The organism is Pelatocladus sp., assembly GCF_059505505.1.
In genome coordinates this window covers 1-17,645 of record NZ_JCACKS010000029.1, presented here as the reverse complement: position 1 = coordinate 17,645, position 17,645 = coordinate 1, and the positions used below count along the sequence as shown (strand labels likewise).

The 17,645-nt window shown below is 40.4% G+C and carries 13 protein-coding genes, 1 tRNA gene and 1 CRISPR repeat array; of the genes, 6 read left to right on the top strand and 8 right to left on the bottom strand.

From position 1 onward, the window contains the following. Window positions 1-96 precede the first annotated feature (96 nt). From AC5JMK_RS03135 to fabI, 7 genes are all read right to left on the bottom strand, one after another. Window positions 97-777, bottom strand: coding sequence for a hypothetical protein (locus tag AC5JMK_RS03135; RefSeq protein ID WP_096676226.1), 681 nt, complete (start codon window positions 775-777; stop codon window positions 97-99). Continuing rightward, entirely contained in the window at window positions 728-1,180 is a 453-nt protein-coding gene (locus tag AC5JMK_RS03130) for a ribbon-helix-helix domain-containing protein (protein ID WP_096676227.1), read from the bottom strand. The genes AC5JMK_RS03135 and AC5JMK_RS03130 overlap by 50 nt, the downstream gene beginning before the upstream one ends. Window positions 1,181-1,667: 487 nt before the next feature. Continuing rightward, a complete protein-coding gene (locus tag AC5JMK_RS03125; RefSeq protein ID WP_096676228.1) occupies window positions 1,668-2,966 on the bottom strand; it encodes a recombinase family protein in 1,299 nt (432 codons plus the stop codon). Window positions 2,967-2,980: 14 nt separating this feature from the next. Then, on the bottom strand, window positions 2,981-3,340 hold the full coding sequence (locus AC5JMK_RS03120) for a VOC family protein (protein ID WP_096678993.1): 360 nt from the start codon (window positions 3,338-3,340) through the stop codon (window positions 2,981-2,983). Window positions 3,341-3,841: 501 nt separating this feature from the next. Continuing rightward, the gene (locus AC5JMK_RS03115) at window positions 3,842-5,656 is read right to left on the bottom strand and encodes an aspartate kinase (protein ID WP_495909371.1); all 1,815 of its coding nucleotides are present in this window, start codon (window positions 5,654-5,656) and stop codon (window positions 3,842-3,844) included. A gap of 1,111 nt (window positions 5,657-6,767) precedes the next feature. After that, a CRISPR array of direct repeats spans window positions 6,768-8,176; the repeat unit is 37 nt; unit sequence GTTGCAACTAACATTAATCCCTATTAGGGATTGAAAC. 438 nt (window positions 8,177-8,614) lie between these two features. Then, window positions 8,615-9,256, bottom strand: a complete 642-nt coding sequence (hisB, locus tag AC5JMK_RS03110) for an imidazoleglycerol-phosphate dehydratase HisB (protein ID WP_096676230.1) — start codon at window positions 9,254-9,256, stop codon at window positions 8,615-8,617. A 117-nt stretch (window positions 9,257-9,373) separates the two neighbouring features. Continuing rightward, complete coding sequence (gene fabI / locus AC5JMK_RS03105; protein WP_096678995.1) at window positions 9,374-10,150, bottom strand: enoyl-ACP reductase FabI; 777 nt, start codon at window positions 10,148-10,150, stop codon at window positions 9,374-9,376. A 590-nt stretch (window positions 10,151-10,740) separates the two neighbouring features. Here fabI and ntcA point away from each other — a divergent pair. From ntcA to ruvX, 3 genes are all read left to right on the top strand, one after another. Further along, a complete protein-coding gene (gene ntcA, locus AC5JMK_RS03100) occupies window positions 10,741-11,412 on the top strand; it encodes a global nitrogen regulator NtcA (RefSeq protein ID WP_096676231.1) in 672 nt (223 codons plus the stop codon). A 236-nt stretch (window positions 11,413-11,648) separates the two neighbouring features. Further along, on the top strand, window positions 11,649-13,142 hold the full coding sequence (locus tag AC5JMK_RS03095) for a DUF3084 family protein (RefSeq protein WP_096676232.1): 1,494 nt from the start codon (window positions 11,649-11,651) through the stop codon (window positions 13,140-13,142). A 91-nt stretch (window positions 13,143-13,233) separates the two neighbouring features. Next, window positions 13,234-13,677: a Holliday junction resolvase RuvX gene (gene ruvX / locus AC5JMK_RS03090; protein WP_096676233.1), complete on the top strand. Its 444-nt coding sequence runs from the start codon at window positions 13,234-13,236 to the stop codon at window positions 13,675-13,677. 77 nt (window positions 13,678-13,754) lie between these two features. On the opposite strand, the gene AC5JMK_RS03085 is transcribed toward ruvX, so the two are convergent. Then, the gene (locus AC5JMK_RS03085; protein WP_016860267.1) at window positions 13,755-14,018 is read right to left on the bottom strand and encodes a DUF3146 family protein; all 264 of its coding nucleotides are present in this window, start codon (window positions 14,016-14,018) and stop codon (window positions 13,755-13,757) included. A 235-nt stretch (window positions 14,019-14,253) separates the two neighbouring features. On the opposite strand from AC5JMK_RS03085, the gene AC5JMK_RS03080 reads away from it, so the two are divergent. The 3 genes from AC5JMK_RS03080 to AC5JMK_RS03070 all read left to right on the top strand — a co-directional run bounded on the left by AC5JMK_RS03080 (window position 14,254) and on the right by AC5JMK_RS03070 (window position 17,616). Next, a tRNA-Gly gene (locus AC5JMK_RS03080) sits at window positions 14,254-14,325 on the top strand. Window positions 14,326-15,725: 1,400 nt separating this feature from the next. Continuing rightward, entirely contained in the window at window positions 15,726-16,865 is a 1,140-nt protein-coding gene (locus AC5JMK_RS03075; protein ID WP_096678997.1) for a helix-turn-helix domain-containing protein, read from the top strand. A gap of 370 nt (window positions 16,866-17,235) precedes the next feature. After that, window positions 17,236-17,616: an Hsp20/alpha crystallin family protein gene (locus AC5JMK_RS03070; protein ID WP_495909370.1), complete on the top strand. Its 381-nt coding sequence runs from the start codon at window positions 17,236-17,238 to the stop codon at window positions 17,614-17,616. Window positions 17,617-17,645 lie beyond the last annotated feature (29 nt).

The window sequence follows — 17,645 nt, the reverse complement described above, 5'->3', positions numbered from 1 at the left end:
GAGCAGCATTGGTCGAAGATACTTTCGTCGCGTCCCGCCTTATATCCCGGCGCTATAACGGTACTCCGTTTAGCGCCGGGATATAAGGCGAAATAGTTAAATTGGAGCAAAAGCCTCTGACGGAATCGGTATCAGTTCAGGAGTTGCCAAGGTGGTTGCCTGTCTGTACCAGATGCCATCAACCTCGAAACTCTCAAATTGGGTTGTGAGAATTGCCCAAGTTTGGTCGTTTAATCCACCACGGTAAGTCATAGTGAATCTGTTCTGCTGATGTAGTCGTCGTTCCAGTTCTGCCAAATCCTCCCTTAGCCAAAATCCGGTTATGACCCTTTGAGTAGCAATATCTGGGGGAGTTTGTAACATGTCAGACATTAACTGATTAACAATTATTTGTTTTTGGTTATCTTGTCTGACAATACTAATTGGACGTTCACTTTCAGCAGCAGTAACCATGCGTTTCAACAACTCTACTGGTAAGTGCAGCTGACTGCAAAAAACTTCACCTCCCAGAGGTAAGATACGCTCGGCAGTTTCGGCGGGTGTAGGAGGTTGCTGGGATGCCATCCACCCATAAAATTCGATTGGTCGCTTGCAGTGCCTCCACCCGATCCGCACCTTGCCGTTGATTTTTGCTGCGGTTTCGCTCAAAGCATAGCCGTAGCATTGGGCAAGGTGGGTAGCATCTTTTTTGGTTGGGGCAAGAATAGAAACCCCTTCATAGGACAGTTTATAATTCCAGCCCGGTTGGTTTAGGACTTTCAGAACGCTTGCACTCATTCACACCACCAAAATCATTATCTAGGGAACTAAAAGTTCTTTGCCAAATCATTTTTTGTTCTTCCTCAGGGATAGCCAAACTAGACATGATGATGGCGAAGTCCCCTGGTGTAGGTAGTACTTCCCCTTTAGCAAGCGCTTGTAGGTTTTTAACTCCACAGCGCTTAAGTTTTGCCATATTGGCTCTAACTACATCAGCAATTGTGATCAGGCGGTTTGCTTGTTCGGGATTTGAAGAGTTGGAAGCCGTTTTTTTGCCTAGCCACTCACGGATGATCTCTTCCAAAGCGTCGCTTTGAGAAAGACCCTCACGAGCGCAAATGCTTTTGAATTCCCGCGCCAACTCTACCGGGACATAACCGCTGACCTGTTTGTAATCATCACAACGCCTTCTGTCGGTCATTTTATTGACTGTTTGATATCATGTTTGTTTTCTATTCTCTCTCATGATATCTAAATTGTTTGACATGATTTTTTGTCATTTTGACATGAATGATTGACATGAAAAAATGACAAGTGTTAGCATGATACTACTGACATAATGAGTCAGTGAGATACTGCTACAAGTAAGTCAAATCAAAAAAAAGGTAGATGCCTGTAAAAAAGGTAGATACCCTGGTAAATATTTGGCTACCCTGATAACTAGCTTGCGGGTGAAAAACAAGGGGCATCTGATGCCCCTTTAGGAAATTATTATACAACTATCAGCTTTGATTATGTATATTTTTTTATAAATTCTCTGATTAAATATTTATATTTAATTACATATAAAAAAAGTTAAAAAAGAATAAAATACTTGCTTGGATGAAGTGTTTTATGCTGTTGACGGAGTTGTTTATATGATGTTATTTGCATACATTCTGTTAATTTAATTTAGTAACAATCAATACTCAAAAAATAAAAATGACTCGTAATTCCCAGTGTTGATCTTGACGAACAATTTCTACTTGACGAATAAATTCGCGAAAATAAAATCTTCGTTCTGATTCTGATAAGTCTAACCAAAATTGAGAAATAGAAACCGCCATAGCAACAGAGCGTAAATTCACAGGTGGTAAAGCTGCTAACTTTGCTTGCAGTGTAGATATTTCTGTGCGGAGTTTGTATGCTCTGATTTTGGCTGTTTCTGGATCTAGTACCCCAGTTTCAACTAAAGCAGGTAATTGTGCGAGTATTTCTTGCTGACGAGCGATCGCATCCCCTAAGCTTTTCTTAACTGCATCCAATTGGGGAGAATTCATTTTATCCACCGCCACAGGTAAGTCACAGCAAACAGCTTGAATAGTATGATCTAATACTTCTTGGTAAGGAATAGCCCGACATTTAGGTTTTTTTATGCAGCTAATTGGACGTAAATAAAGATACTCTTTATCTTGGTTGCGAATAGTAACGCGAGAAACACCCATGTGTGATTGACATTCGCCACAGACAACCAACCCCGCCAGAGAACGGGGCGCACTTGCAGTTCGTGATGGTAAACGACTGTTACGGCGTAAAAGCCTGTCAACTTGCGCTGCTTCTTCTTGGGAAAGAATAGCTGTGTGAGTACTAGCAAGAATTTCTCCATTTTGATAAGCAGTATTGCCGCGATAAACTGGATTCGTCAACCAACGACGCCCTGTGGTGACAGAAATTTTCTTACCATATTTTTTCGCCAGGTAACGCACTGCTCCCCGCAGCGAACCATAAAGTAGAAAGTGTTCAAAAAAATCTTTAACTACAGGAGAAGTACTACGATCAACAATGTACTTATCTTTACCTCTGCGATAACCATAGGGCGCTTTTCCTGGAGGAGGAGCAGCGTCTAAACGGTTGCGCGCATGAGCTTGACGAATACGACGGCTGTGTTGCTGTCGTTGCATTTGGTGTAGTAATTGCAACAATTCAGCATGAAGATGAGGAGATTGCTCCGCAGAATTGTAACCTTGCTCAACTGCAACCAGGGTTATCCCCATTGCTTCAATGTGAGAAAGGCGATCGCTCACTTCCTCGACATTATCTCCCAATTCATCTAAACGACGAATGATCAGAAAATCGGGAGGATCTATTTGACAATCATTGAATAATTTTTGTAACTGCGATCGCTGTCCCAAATCTTGATAAATTTGATCTACATTCCATCCCCAACTATCAGGATTAGGAGCAGTTTCTAGTAGAGGATCACTGTAGGTGTAAGCAAGAATTTTCATATCGCTCACACTCTTCACTGCTGGCTCAACTCAATCACATTTCCATCCGGATCTTGGGTAAAAACAGCAGGGCGACCGGAAGCGCTGGGTTGTATTAGACAGTTATAATTTAATAGCTGCTGTTTAGCGGCATCTAAGTCGGAAACTAAAAAAGCAATGTGGGGATTGCGTCCCCATTTTTCGTTTTTGGGTTCACTCTTCACGCTAGGTGCTGCAATCAGGTGAATTTGATACTCGCCGACTTGATACCAACTACCAGGAAATTTCATCGCGCGTTCTACTTTCGATAATCCCAACACAGTGCCATAAAAATGTTCGGAGCGTTGTAAGTCAGTTACAAGAATAGCTGTATGGATACACTGGGTAATTTGCATATGGGGGATCGGGGATAAGGGATCGGGGATAAGGGGGACACGGGAGAATATTTTGGGTAGATTCTCCCTTGTCTTTGACTTTTCCTTGTCAGGGAGTATCAAACACTCGTCGTCGAGTATCAAACACTCGTCGTTGAGTATCAAAGATTCGTCAGGGAGTATCAAACACTCGTCGTTGAGTATCAAACACTCGTCGTCGAGTATCAAACACTCAACGTCGAGTATCAAACACTCGTCGTTGAGTATCAAAGATTCGTCAGCGAGTATCAAAGATTCGTCGTCGAGTATCAAAGATTCGTCAGCGAGTATCAAAGATTCGTCGTCGAGTATCAAAGATTCGTCAGCGAGTATCAAAGATTCGTCAGCGAAATACAAATACTCGTCGTCGAGTATCAAAGATTCGTCAGCGAAATACAAATACTCGTCGGCGAAATACAAATACTTGCTCATAGAAAGACGGCTGTTAAGCGCGATGCTCAATGCTGTATGCCCCATCCCCTTCTACACAGGAACGATAAACTTCTCGCTACCTGCGAGTCCAAATGCTGCATGAATAACTTGCAGTGCTTTGACACCTTCCTCTTGAGTTACTACACAACTAATTTTGATTTCTGAGGTAGCAATCATTTGAATATTTATATGATGCTGGGCTAGGGCTGCAAACATTTTCGCTGCAACGCCTGGTTGTCCTACCATGCCAGCACCAACGATACTGACTTTAGCGATCGCCTGATCTAAGGCTACTTCACCCCAACCATATTCTGCTGCTTTGGCTTGCAACATTTTCTGTGCGGCTTCTGCATCGATCCGTGCCACAGTGAAAGCAATATCCCGCATCGGCACACCGTTAACTATATGGCAGCGTTGGGACTGAATGATCATATCGACGCTGATATTGTGATCTGCTAAAAGTCCAAACAGTTTTCCCGCCGTTCCTGGCCGATCTTGGACTTGGCGAATCGCTAAACGTGCTTGATTAATATCGAGGGCTACACCGCGTACGGGAGTGGGAGGAATGGGAGGAGTGAGGGGAATGGGGGGAGTCGGGGGAGTGGGAGTGTCTAACTCGAACGCTTCCTTGAGGGCGGCGACGGCGCGATCGCATTCTTGGGCAGAAATTACGCAACTAACTTTTATTTCACTGGTGGAAATCATTTGAATGTTGACGCTTGCTGCTGCTAGGGTGGCGAACATCTTAGCGGCGACTCCGGGACGACCGATCATCCCGGCACCGGCGATACTGACTTTAGCAATATTTTGCTGCACCATAACTTCGGCTTCTTCAGCTTGGTTACTCTTGTGACTGCCCAGAACAGGAGCAATGGCAGCAGCGACAGCTTCAGCTTTGGGTAAAACTGGTGTAAATACGGTAAAGGCGATGTCGTTTGTGTTGCCTTCGTGAATTGATTGAATAATCAAATCTACATCTACATCTTGACGAGCAATTTCACCAAATAGGCTGGCTGCTACACCTGGTTTATCGGGAACACGTAACAAAGCGACTTTGGCTTGGTCAGTATCATATTGAACATTATCGACCGGACGGGCAATTTCTAAATTGATCAGCGATCGCTCTTTATTTTGGGATGAAGTCACCCAAGTACCAGGATCATCTGTCCAGCTAGAGCGTACCACCAAAGGCATTCCGTAGTTACGAGCAATTTCCACAGCGCGAGGATGCAAGACTTTTGCCCCTAGACTGGCGAGTTCTAGCATTTCATCGCAGGTGATTTCACTTATTAACTGCGCTTCTGGAACTAGACGGGGATCTGTAGTCAGAATTCCTGGTACGTCGGTATAAATTTCACAATAATCTGCTTGTAAAGCAGCAGCGATCGCCACAGCAGAAGTATCCGAACCACCTCGTCCCAAGGTAGTGATTTCCAATGCATTGCTACTGCTAATACCTTGAAATCCTGCAACAACAACAACTTTACCTTCTTCTAGGTGCTTTTTAATTCGTTCTGTTTGAATATGTAAAATTCGGGCGCGGGTATGTTCAGCTTCGGTAACAATTCCTACCTGAGCGCCAGTCAAAGAAATTGCTGGTTGTCCTAATTCTTGCAACGCCATACTCACCAGCGCAATAGATACCTGCTCACCTGTAGAAAGCAACATATCCATTTCTCGACGACAAGGATTTTTAGAGATTTCCGCAGCTAATTTCACAAGTCCATCAGTTGTTTTGCCCATTGCAGAAACCACCACCACTATGGAATTGCCTGCTTTTGCGGCTTGAGAAACGCGTTGCGCGACAGAGACAATGCGCTCAACGGAACCGACAGATGTACCACCGTATTTCTGAACTATGAGCATGAACCCGGTAAAATCAAGACTTTGAGTGAATTTATGTAGTAAATGACTAGTACAGCACGGCGTAAATAAAGCAACCATTTAAAATAGTCGAAAAGCTTATAAAATAAGCATTCTTTCTTTTTACTTTTGCCTTATTACTTTTGCCTTATTGTACTAGTCTATTATTAAGTTTTGGTGTTTTAATATGTCAACGACCCAAGTCTAAAGACATTGGGCTTCTAGCCTAAGACTTAAGACGACAGTTGACCAGACTAAGTACCTTGTGTACTACGTTATTGGCAAGAGTTAAAGACCTACCAGGGAATGCGTAGCCAGTTCCCTGCTCTAGAACTGAAGGATTAAACAGATTTATTGGGTTAAGTCAGTGTCTTTCGGATAGTACCGACCAATAACATTGTCGAGGCTAACATTACTCCCGTAAGGGAAGGCTCCTTGGAGCAAAACCGTTATGCGTACAGGATTGCGAGATTTGAAATGGTAACTGTCCCATTTGAAAGTGCAATACAAAGGTACACCAAATTAAGCAATTCCAAGGCGGTAATGGTTCAAATATTTCACTGCGGTTAAAACCGCACCCTTCGGGAAGCAAGCTACGTGTCGCTTCCCTCTCAGGTCTAAAGACACTGAGTTTCCCACTTACCGCGAGGTCTTATGATAAATAGTATTTTTATACTATTTTTATCTAGTTTGTATCTACTCTTTAACCAGTATTTTACCTGAGACTGGTCATGTGTGTATCCTTAAGGGACTTGCAAATAAAAAACATTCAATTCGTAGGGTGCGCGATCGCCTAACAGGATTTTGGATTGACCTCCAGGATTTAAATGCCAGTAAATATTACAGTGTTTTTTGCTTGATGACGGTGCAGACCAGTAGGTGTAGAAAAAAAGCAGTCAATTTTTGGGGCTGAAATTCTTATTCTGTCTATGTTAGAAGCTAATTTGATAGTAAATGAGGTCTGCACCTTTTCTGTAAATCTTACCCTGACTAGGTTTGAGCTATTTTCTACTCATTTGCTCTTGACAGTGCGATCGCTCAAACGCTATATTTACTCTAGGTCTGCACCACTGAACCTTGAAAACCAAATACAGCAAGGCTTCTGAGTCGAGCGGTTGCAACTAACATTAATCCCTATTAGGGATTGAAACCTTGCCTGGCAACGAGAAAAACTATTCACCTTGCACCAAGTTGCAACTAACATTAATCCCTATTAGGGATTGAAACACAAATTCTTTACCTTCTTCAGGTGGGCGGGAGCCAGGTTGCAACTAACATTAATCCCTATTAGGGATTGAAACTGATGTGGCGTTTGGGATGCTCTTTGTGCGATCGGTTGCAACTAACATTAATCCCTATTAGGGATTGAAACTAGCTTCATTGATCATCACTTTAAAAGCTTGATACATAGTTGCAACTAACATTAATCCCTATTAGGGATTGAAACGGATTCAGCACCTTTAATAATATTGATTGATATTTCGTTGCAACTAACATTAATCCCTATTAGGGATTGAAACATGAGCTACAATATCAGCATTTGTATAATCAAAGTTGCAACTAACATTAATCCCTATTAGGGATTGAAACATATGCAATCTTTCCAAAATCTCTTGCACACTCTGTTGCAACTAACATTAATCCCTATTAGGGATTGAAACGTCTATTTTAGTAGAGACAGTCCAAAAAAATAGAGTTGCAACTAACATTAATCCCTATTAGGGATTGAAACAAAATTTCCGCTAAACACAGCTTCATAAGCCCCTGGTTGCAACTAACATTAATCCCTATTAGGGATTGAAACCTCTACAAATGCGACCGCAATGAAAAATCCAGATAGTTGCAACTAACATTAATCCCTATTAGGGATTGAAACAAAATAAAAGGTATAGGAAAAGCTGCTTTTTTTGTTGCAACTAACATTAATCCCTATTAGGGATTGAAACGACTTTTCTTCCAGGAATTCTAACACCACCATTAGGGTTGCAACTAACATTAATCCCTATTAGGGATTGAAACAGGGTACTCAGCATTTTGCAGAGACTACCAGTGATGAAGTTGCAACTAACATTAATCCCTATTAGGGATTGAAACGTTCAAAATACGCGAGTCCTTGCGTAGATTCGGGTTGCAACTAACATTAATCCCTATTAGGGATTGAAACAGCTTCAAAGAAATTGTCCCAGATCAAGAGATTGGTTGCAACTAACATTAATCCCTATTAGGGATTGAAACTAATGAATTCCTCATCTTTTTTAATGCCAGTTCTGAGTTGCAACTAACATTAATCCCTATTAGGGATTGAAACTTTTAGATTGAGCTACATAAATAATTACGTAACTGTTGCAACTAACATTAATCCCTATTAGGGATTGAAACTATTTTAACATCTATTTGTTATTTGTTGGAATGCGTTGCAACTAACATTAATCCCTATTAGGGATTGAAACCAAGAATTCCCTCCTCTTTTTGACTCTTGAGGTAAAGTTGCAACTAACATTAATCTCTATTAGGGATTGAAACAAAACCCTCTTAGGAATCCGCCGGGAGTCAATACGGTTCGGTTCAAATTTTCCGTCATAACTTTGCGTATTTGAGACGTTTCAGTGCAACGTCTCTACAGGCTTTAAATGTCAATAGATTTATCTTCTCGAAGCAGTATTGGAACACATTCTATTGAAATTTGATGAAAATAAGAGATTTGCAAGATTTAAGCTAACGTGAGTTCGATAAATATTATCAGACTAAGCAATTAACTCGCTCGCAAGTAAACTGCGAGCTAATAGTCAAACTCTACTTAAAGTAGACTGAATCAATAAGCCTTTTAACCCACTTGAAGTGGGTTTTAGCTATTAGCTCCCAAATTTATTTGGGTGCGGGATATTGGGCTAATGAAATCCATCGAACTCACGTTAATTTAAAACTCAAAAACTTGATTTACGAATCCAAAACTTGATTTACTTATAACACTCCCTTAGAACTGGGGATCGTTCCTGCACGACGGGGATCAATCTCTAACGCCATCCGCATTGCTCTAGCAAAAGCCTTAAATGTCGCTTCTATAATATGATGAGAATTGATCCCGTCCAGCTGGCGAATATGCAGCGTCATTTGACTATTACCTGCTAACGCCACAAAAAACTCTCGTACTAGCTGCGTATCATAAGTTCCGACTCGCTGAGTGGGAATTTGCAAACCGTAGCCCAGATGAGGACGACCAGAAAAATCCAGTGCTACCTGAATTAACGCTTCATCTAGAGGTGCAAGAAAATTACCAAAACGGACAATACCTTTCTTGTTTCCTAGTGCTTTGCTGATAGCTTGTCCCAACGTTATAGCTACATCTTCGTTAGTGTGATGGTCATCAATATGCAAGTCTCCCGTAGCTTGGATATCCAAGTCAATCAATCCGTGGGAGGCGATTTGATGCAGCATGTGATCTAAAAAAGGAATACCAGTAGCTGCATTGCAAACTCCTGTACCATCTAAATTAATCGTAACATGGACATCAGTTTCCCCCGTGCTACGACCTACAGAAGCAATACGAGGAGTTTGTATCAGGTTGTTGGGTGAAGATAGAGTTTGGCGATCGCTTGTTTGCATAGGGATTGGGGAACGGGGATTGGGGATCAGGGGTCAGGGATCAGGGATCAGGGATTGGGGATTGGGGAAAGAGAAATTCTTCCTTGTCCTCCTTGTCCCTCTTCCCTTATCCTCCTACTACATTCCCATAATTTCATATCCTGCATCAACATACAGGACTTGTCCTGTAATTCCACTTGCCAAGTCGCTACACAAGAAGGCTGCTGCATTACCTACCTCAGTCTGTGTAACGGTGCGCCGCAAGGGAGCTACTTCTTCGACATGGTGAATCATATCCAAAATACCGCCAACGGCACTAGAAGCCAAAGTACGAATTGGCCCGGCGGAAATTGCATTGACGCGGATATTAGCAGAGCCTAGTTCTGATGCTAAATAACGTACGCTTGCTTCTAATCCTGCTTTGGCAACTCCCATGACATTATAGTTGGGTATTGCTCTGATAGAACCTAAATAAGTGAGAGTAACTATGCTTCCTCCTGCGGTCATTAAAGGTTTAGCTGCACCAGCGAGTTGCACCAAAGAATAGGTGCTGACTTCTAAAGCTGTACGAAACCCTTCACGCGAGGTTTGGCTAAAGTCTCCACTCAAATCATCTTTTTTGGCAAAAGCTAGACAATGAATCAGAATATCTAAGCTACCCCACTTATCTTGGATTGTTTCAAATGCAGTCTTAATTTCCTCGTCATTTTGAACATTACAGGGCAAAAACAAGGTAGGATTGAGTGGTTCGACCAATTCTGCGACTTTCTTTTCCATTTTGCCTTTTTCGTCGCTTAAATAGGTAATGCCAAGGTTAGCTCCGGCTTTGTGCAATTGTTGAGCAATTCCCCAAGCAATAGAACGGTTATTAGCAATGCCTGTAACAAGGGCATTTTTTCCAGTCAGATCCAGCATAGAAATCATTGATGTGATGTTTCACTAGGAGCATACATGAATCTGAGCTTGGTTTGTCTTCGTTTTATAAATTTGATTTTTGAGCGACTAGTTAAGATGGATGTAAGAGAAGAGACTTCATCTAGCTCTAACTAAAATTAGATACAAACATCTGATTGAAAAGATAGATGGTTAAAATGATTTTTAAGCAGAGTAAAGGTTTTAGAGAAAGGTATTTTTATCTTGAGAGTAACTAAATTTATTAGTGGTTTCTTTTGCACCCACACCATCCTATATTTTCACATCCGTATTTTTTAGAGCTAAAGTGCCAAAATTACTTTTTACCATCAATGTACCATTTAATGTTTTAATAAAGTCTCTATGAAACTTTCTTTTTCTTAAAAAACTTATTGTCTACAATTTTGGAAGTACCTAACAAAAAGTACTAGATCCCTGCACTAGAAATTTTGTATCATGTTGAACAAACATCAATTGAACAAAAAGGTTAAGTATAGGACTGTACACAAAGGTTGACAATGTTTTATTGATTTGTCGAGTGTATTCTTAGGAAATCCATATTCGTTTTTCCGGCGTTGGATAGGGGAAGGGAGATGATCGTGACACAAGATAAAGCCCTAGCAAATGTTTTTCGTCAAATGGCGACTGGAGCGTTTCCGCCAGTGGTGGAATCGTTTGAGCGCAATAAGACGATCTTTTTCCCCGGCGATCCTGCTGAAAGAGTTTATTTTCTTTTAAAAGGTGCAGTTAAACTCTCCAGGGTGTATGAAGCAGGAGAAGAAATAACCGTAGCACTTTTGCGGGAAAACAGCGTATTTGGGGTTTTGTCCCTACTAACGGGAAACAAGTCAGACCGTTTTTATCATGCAGTTGCTTTTACGCCTGTAGAATTGCTCTCAGCACCCATTGAACAGGTGGAACAAGCACTCAAGGAAAATCCAGAATTATCGATGTTGATGCTGCGGGGTTTGTCTTCGCGCATTCTTCAAACAGAGATGATGATTGAAACCCTCGCTCACCGCGATATGGGTTCAAGATTAGTAAGTTTCTTATTAATTCTCTGTCGAGATTTTGGTCTTCCTTGTGCAGATGGAATCACAATTGATCTCAAGCTATCTCATCAAGCGATCGCTGAAGCAATTGGTTCTACTCGCGTGACTGTCACTAGGCTACTAGGCGATTTGCGCGAAAAGAAGATGATTTCCATACACAAGAAAAAAATTACAGTCCACAAACCTGTGACATTAAGTCGGCAATTCACTTAATTGCACTTGGAAAGTGGAGTTAAAAAATTATAGACACTCTTGTAAAAATAGGTAATGGGTAAATGGGTAATGGGTAATGGGTAATGACTGGTAAATTCCCTTGTTTTTCATGTTTAACCCTTCCCCTTTAACCCTTTCCCCTTAACCTAGTAATTTATCAACCTACAATTCGCTACAGAAAATGCCTGAAAGTAGTAGGCTGTATCTGGAAGGATCTCTTCGGTAAATACAAACAGATGGCCACCGGGTACATCCTCATTATTGCAATCTTAATTTTGGGAGGCGTTATTGCCACCGTCGGCGATCGCATTGGGACGCGGGTTGGCAAAAAACGGCTCTCACTTTTCAACCTCAGACCAAAAAATACAGCTGTATTAGTAACCATTTTGACAGGGTTGGGCATTTCTGCATCAACCCTGGGCATTTTATTTTTAGCGGATGATGGCTTGCGTAAAGGAGTTTTTGAGTTACAAGATATTCAAAAAGATCTTAGGCGTAAACGCGTACAACTCGATAATGCAACCCAACAACTTAATACAACCAAGACCGAGCTAGATCAAGCCAGAAAAGAACAAACCAAAGCTCAACAGGATTTGCAAGAAATTAACAAATCTTTACAAGCAGCCAACGCTAAACAACAGCAAACGCAAGCCCAGCTTAACCGTACAATTAATCAACAATCGCGCACTCAAAACAAACTCGAAGGCACTCAAAAACAATTGAGTCAAGTAGCAACTCAATATCAAAAAGCCATAGCTCAGTTGGAAAATGTTTATCAAGAAAGAAACAGACAGCTAGAGGAAATTAAACGACTCAAAGCAGAACGCCAAAAACTTTATGAACAAGCAAAACAGGCGGTTGCTGAAGCCCAAGCAGCCATTGATAAACGCGATCGCGAACTAGCCAAGCGCCAAGAAGCGATTCAAAAGCGGGATCAGACAATTGCCAAGCTAGATGCGATCATTCAAAAGCGTAATCTTGAAATTACAGCGCGGGAGCAAATTATTGCTCAACGAGAAACCCGTCTCAAAGAACTGGAAACACAACAGGATTTTCTTGAACAGGAAGTCGCAAGACTGGAAAAATACTACCAGTCTTATCGTGACTTACGTTTAGGAAAACTGGCGTTAGTCCGGGGTCAAGTTCTGGCTGCTGGAGTAGTCCGCGTCGAACAACCTGCGGCTGCTCGTCAAGCAGTAATCCAGCTATTAAAAGAAGCAAATAGAAACGCCAGCACACAGTTAAGTGAACCTGGAATTAATTCTCTCCCAGGTGTGCAAGTACTACGCGTCACCGGAGAACAGGTTGAACAGTTAAGTAATCAGATTAAAGATGGTCGAGATTACGTGGTACGGATTTTCTGTGCAGGTAACTATGTTAGAGGAGAAAAACCAATCGAATTTTTTGCGGATGCAGCACTAAATCAAATCGTGTTCTCTGGAGGTGAAGTACTAGCTACAACTACGGCTGATCCCAAAACCATGACATCCTATCAACTGCGACAGCGCTTAGAACTACTAATTTCTGCTTCTCAATTTCGCGCTCGTAGTGCTGGTATTTTAGAAGAGATTCAAATCGATGGTACTTTTTTGCGTTTTATTGCTGAGTTACGACAATATGACCAATCAATAGATATTAAAGCTATTGCCGCACAAGATACATATACCGCCGGGCCGTTAAAAGTAAAATTGGTGGCAATTAAAAATGGACAAATAATTTTTAGTACTTAATTTTTTTAAGAGTTATTGGTTAGTAATAGATCACTAATAAATTAACCAATAACCACTAACTAATAACCATTATTTCAAATTATCATTAAATATGAATTTAAGTGAATTTATACCAACTCAACCAGTGATTTTAGGGTTCGATCCAGGTAAAGATAAATGTGGTTTAGCAGTGATGGGACTGGATCGAAAGCTACATTATCATCAGGTTGTATCTTCTAATGAAGCGATCGCCAGCATTGAAACTCTGCGCCAGAAATTACCAATCTCTTTAATGGTGATGGGTAATCAAACCACATCTCAACGCTGGAAACAACAACTACAACAAGAATTGTCAGAGCAGTTGAATATTATCTTGGTCGATGAACGCTATACCAGTTTAGAAGCACGCGATCGCTATTGGCAAATGTTCCCACCAAAAGGAATTACTAAACTATTACCACAAGGAATGCGAACACCTCCAAGACCAATCGATGACATAGTTGCCATTCTCCTGATTGAAAGATATCTAAGTCGTCTAACAGAATCGGCAAAATGAATCATATCATGTTCGCTGGAATAGTTATATTATTCGCCTGTGTCGGTAATTGGTAATTGGGGTATTAACAAAATTAGTCAAAGTTCTGCTCGAATAGTAAAAGCATAGTCTCCTCCTGGTTCAAGTTGGTAATCTTTTTGCTCTAAAAAACGACCAAGAGGTTCTTTGATTAAAGCACGACCTTGTGATGGTTTGACAGACAATTCTCCTCGGCGAAAGTGCCATTGAAACTGCCACTCAAAATCTCCTGCTCTTACTTCTCCTTCCAGTAGGCCCTGTTGCCAAGATTGACGGATAATCCTCACATGGGCTGTTGTTTGGGGTAAACGTTTAGCACTCACGTTGCTTGATGTCAAGTATGGATAAAAGCTGATCAGTTCTAGCTTTACATTTACACAAAATACATCAAATATACCTATAGAAGTAAATAAATTCAGAGATTGGTAATAGAAACGATGAGTGAAAAATACCATAATATTTTAATTTTTTATTGATTTCTATCTAGGATTACAAAATTTTCCTTTACCTCTTGACAATCACTTGTTCATCTGGCATATTTGTAATTATGCAAAGTTTGCGGGTATAGCTCAGTGGTAGAGCGTCACCTTGCCAAGGTGAATGTCGCGCGTTCGAATCGCGTTACCCGCTTTGAAAGAACTTATTTACGACGCGTTCCGTAGTGTTGTTGCTCCGTCAGTGACTGCTTGACACATCGACAAATCAAGATTGATAGGTTAGTGAGCAAATGCGGGAGAGCCAAACCTAGTCGTAGAGGGAGCATCCCAAATGTTTAAAATCCCCGCAGACTGGAAGTGTGGGGCTAGACACACTAAGTCTACCTGCGCGGACTAATTGTAGCCTGCGTAGGCAGGCGTAAGTTTAGTTTTTTCAAAAATTGGGATGCTCCCGTCGTAGAAATTATGCTCGGCACGCTTGGAGGCAAAAGGGAACGTCCCAAATGTTCAGGGCTTATATTTTTTATATTTTCCATTAATGAATTAAGGGGCTTGGAACGGGTGAACTTTGGGGCTATATATTACCCTTACACCCGGCTTGGTCAGCAGTTCCCGTCCTTGCTCTGAGAAACCCTTGGAGATAACGCAATCCAATGAGAGCAGCCTACCCTTCATTCGTAATATCTTTTTTCTTTGATTGTGTTTAATACGCTTTAGCTATTAGCCCATAGATACTTGTCAGAAAAGTTAATTTGTTTTAGTGTCCCAAAAGGATGGCAAATAAAAAAAAGATTTAAATTATGAGGGGTTTAACCCCTCATAAACTGAGCAACAGCAATTTATATCTAAGGCTTTGGAGATAGATATGATCACAAGTCAATAAAATCCTTGATCTACCTATATTTTCAGAGCCAATAAACTTTATATGACTTAAATAAATGGTTATGCATAAGATTTCAGTAATACAATTATTATTCTATGAAATAGAGAGTCAATAGTGAAATTGATACACTGTAATCAGTTTCTTATTTTTGGTATTTCTCTGACTCTGCATGACTTGTGCTAATTCTCATCAATTATTATTGATACAGATATATCCTTTTTATTACTGAATCTGAGAATCCTTTACCAAAAATTAAAATAAAAACAGTTAACTTTGTATTCATGAATATGGCATAATGTTGTGTTAAGCAACAAGAACATCAATTTATAAAGAGAGTACTCTCATACTTTACTTGACTTAGAAAATCTTTTGAGAATCCTAACTAATGGTGAGGGGTGTTAACCTCAGCAACAGTTTGTTTTGCAATGTTTTGAAGTATATTGCAATGTTTTCGTATAAAAATTGAGTGAATCACCATTGTCGTCCTGAAAATTTTATGTCAAGTTGATTTTGAAATAATGGGTGTCATTCAATAAGACAATTGAAAAGTGGTAGCTGTCATTCAGATACAACTACGGTGGCTAGTTCTATCTGTCTAAGCTCACTTGCCTTTTTCAAATCAGTTTTTTGTCCAATTTCTGCAAACATAGTGGTAGAAACACAACGTGGATAAGACAAAAATAGACAAATTTGCACAATCAACACAGGAAATGGATAGACGTATAGCTAGACTGTACGAAAATGTCGTCAATATGCCTGTAGTATCACATGAAATGCCAGAAGCTTTGAGTGAACTTAGTTGGGCTTCGCAATCAGTACATTTTGCAATTGAGGAATTGTATCAGCAGCATGAGCAGTTAGAAGAAACAAAAAAAACTTTACAAGCAGAATGTCAACACTATCAGGAATTATTTGAGGAAGCACCAGACGGCTATTTAGTGACTGATGTCCAAGGTAAAATCCAATTAGCTAACCATAAGGCTACCAAGTTACTAAATCTGAAAAAAGAATTTTTGGTTGGGAAACCGATAATTAATTTCGTTTCCTTAAAACAGAAACATGATTTTCGCAATTTCCTTGCCCAACTAACTCAAAATGGTCGAAGTCAAGAGTTAGTAGTAGCGTTGCAACACCATGGCAATGAGCTGTTTAATGCAGCATTAACAGTGGCTATTTCCTACAACAATCAGGGTAAAGCTCAAAGCTTACGCTGGCTGCTACGAAGCATTAATGAAACCAAACGAGCAGAATTAGTACAAATTACAAAAGACCGAGACTTAGATGGCGATCGCCCTATACATAAATATTCCAAAGGAGATACTATCCCTCTCAACACACAAGTAATTTGGTATGTTCGTCATGGTTTAGTAAAATTAACTACTCTTGGTGATACCAGTGAAGAAGTACTAGTAGGGTTGGCTGTTCCAGAAATGGTTTTCGGCTCTTATCTGACTTCTCTAAACACTTACCAGGCTACGGCTATATCGGATGTTAAGTTAGTAGCAATTGAGCTATCAGAAATACTAGCTTCTCCAATCTTCAGCCATACTCTTTTGCCCAAGATCAATCAACGGCTAAGGCAAACAGAATCGTTTTTAGTGACTGCTGGATTGCGACGAGTACAAGATCGCCTATATGGTCTTTTACAGCTTTTGAAACGTGAGATTGGCGAAAAGGTAGCACAAGGAACTCGCCTATCAGTTCGCCTAACTCATGAAGATTTAGCTAATGCTTGCTGTACTACCAGAGTCACCGTTACACGATTATTATCTTTGCTAAGAAAAGAAGGAAAAATTTGTTTTGATCATAAAAAACATATCATTGTGAAAGATCTACCAAATATTGGTTAATGAATCTATGAAGGTAGAAAAAAAATGAGGCGAGAATGCCTCATTTTTTTATGATATAGCATTCCTAAATCATTCGTGAACGACAAGATCCCCGGCAACTCCTGCGAAGTCGAGGATCTAAGCGATTCTCACAAATCATATAGGATTGCTATATTTTATTTATCTAGTTCCGAATGTAGAGACACGATATATCGTGTCTCTACAAATATTTTGGCTTTACTCATTATTTAGGTTCGGTAATCATCATGTATGAGGTACAAAAAACCGAATTTACAGGCTTAGTCTTCTTAATTAATATAAGAATCAAAGGAAAGGATAAAAACCTGAAACAACAACAACTAATAAATATAGTAAACTAAGAGGAAGAGTTATGACACTGATTCGTTACAATCCCTGGCAAGAAATTAGTTCTCTCCAACACCAACTCAACCGTTTATTTGATGAGAACTTTGCACCATCTCGACTGTTGGAAGACGTAACTATGAAAGTTCCTGCTGCTGAGTTGCAAGAAACAGAAAAAGCAATTCTTCTAAAGTTAGAAGTTCCTGGAATAGAAGCTAAAGATTTAGATGTACAAGTCACAGAAGAAGCTGTTTATGTAAGTGGCGAACGTAAATCTGAAACTAAAACAGAAGAAAAAGGTTACACCAAAAGTGAATTTCACTATGGTAAATTCCAACGTGTAATTCCTCTACCTGCCCGAATTCAAAATACTAACGTTACTGCCCACATTCCGCACTTCAAAATGTAGCGCAAGAGATTACATGGTGATTCCTGAGT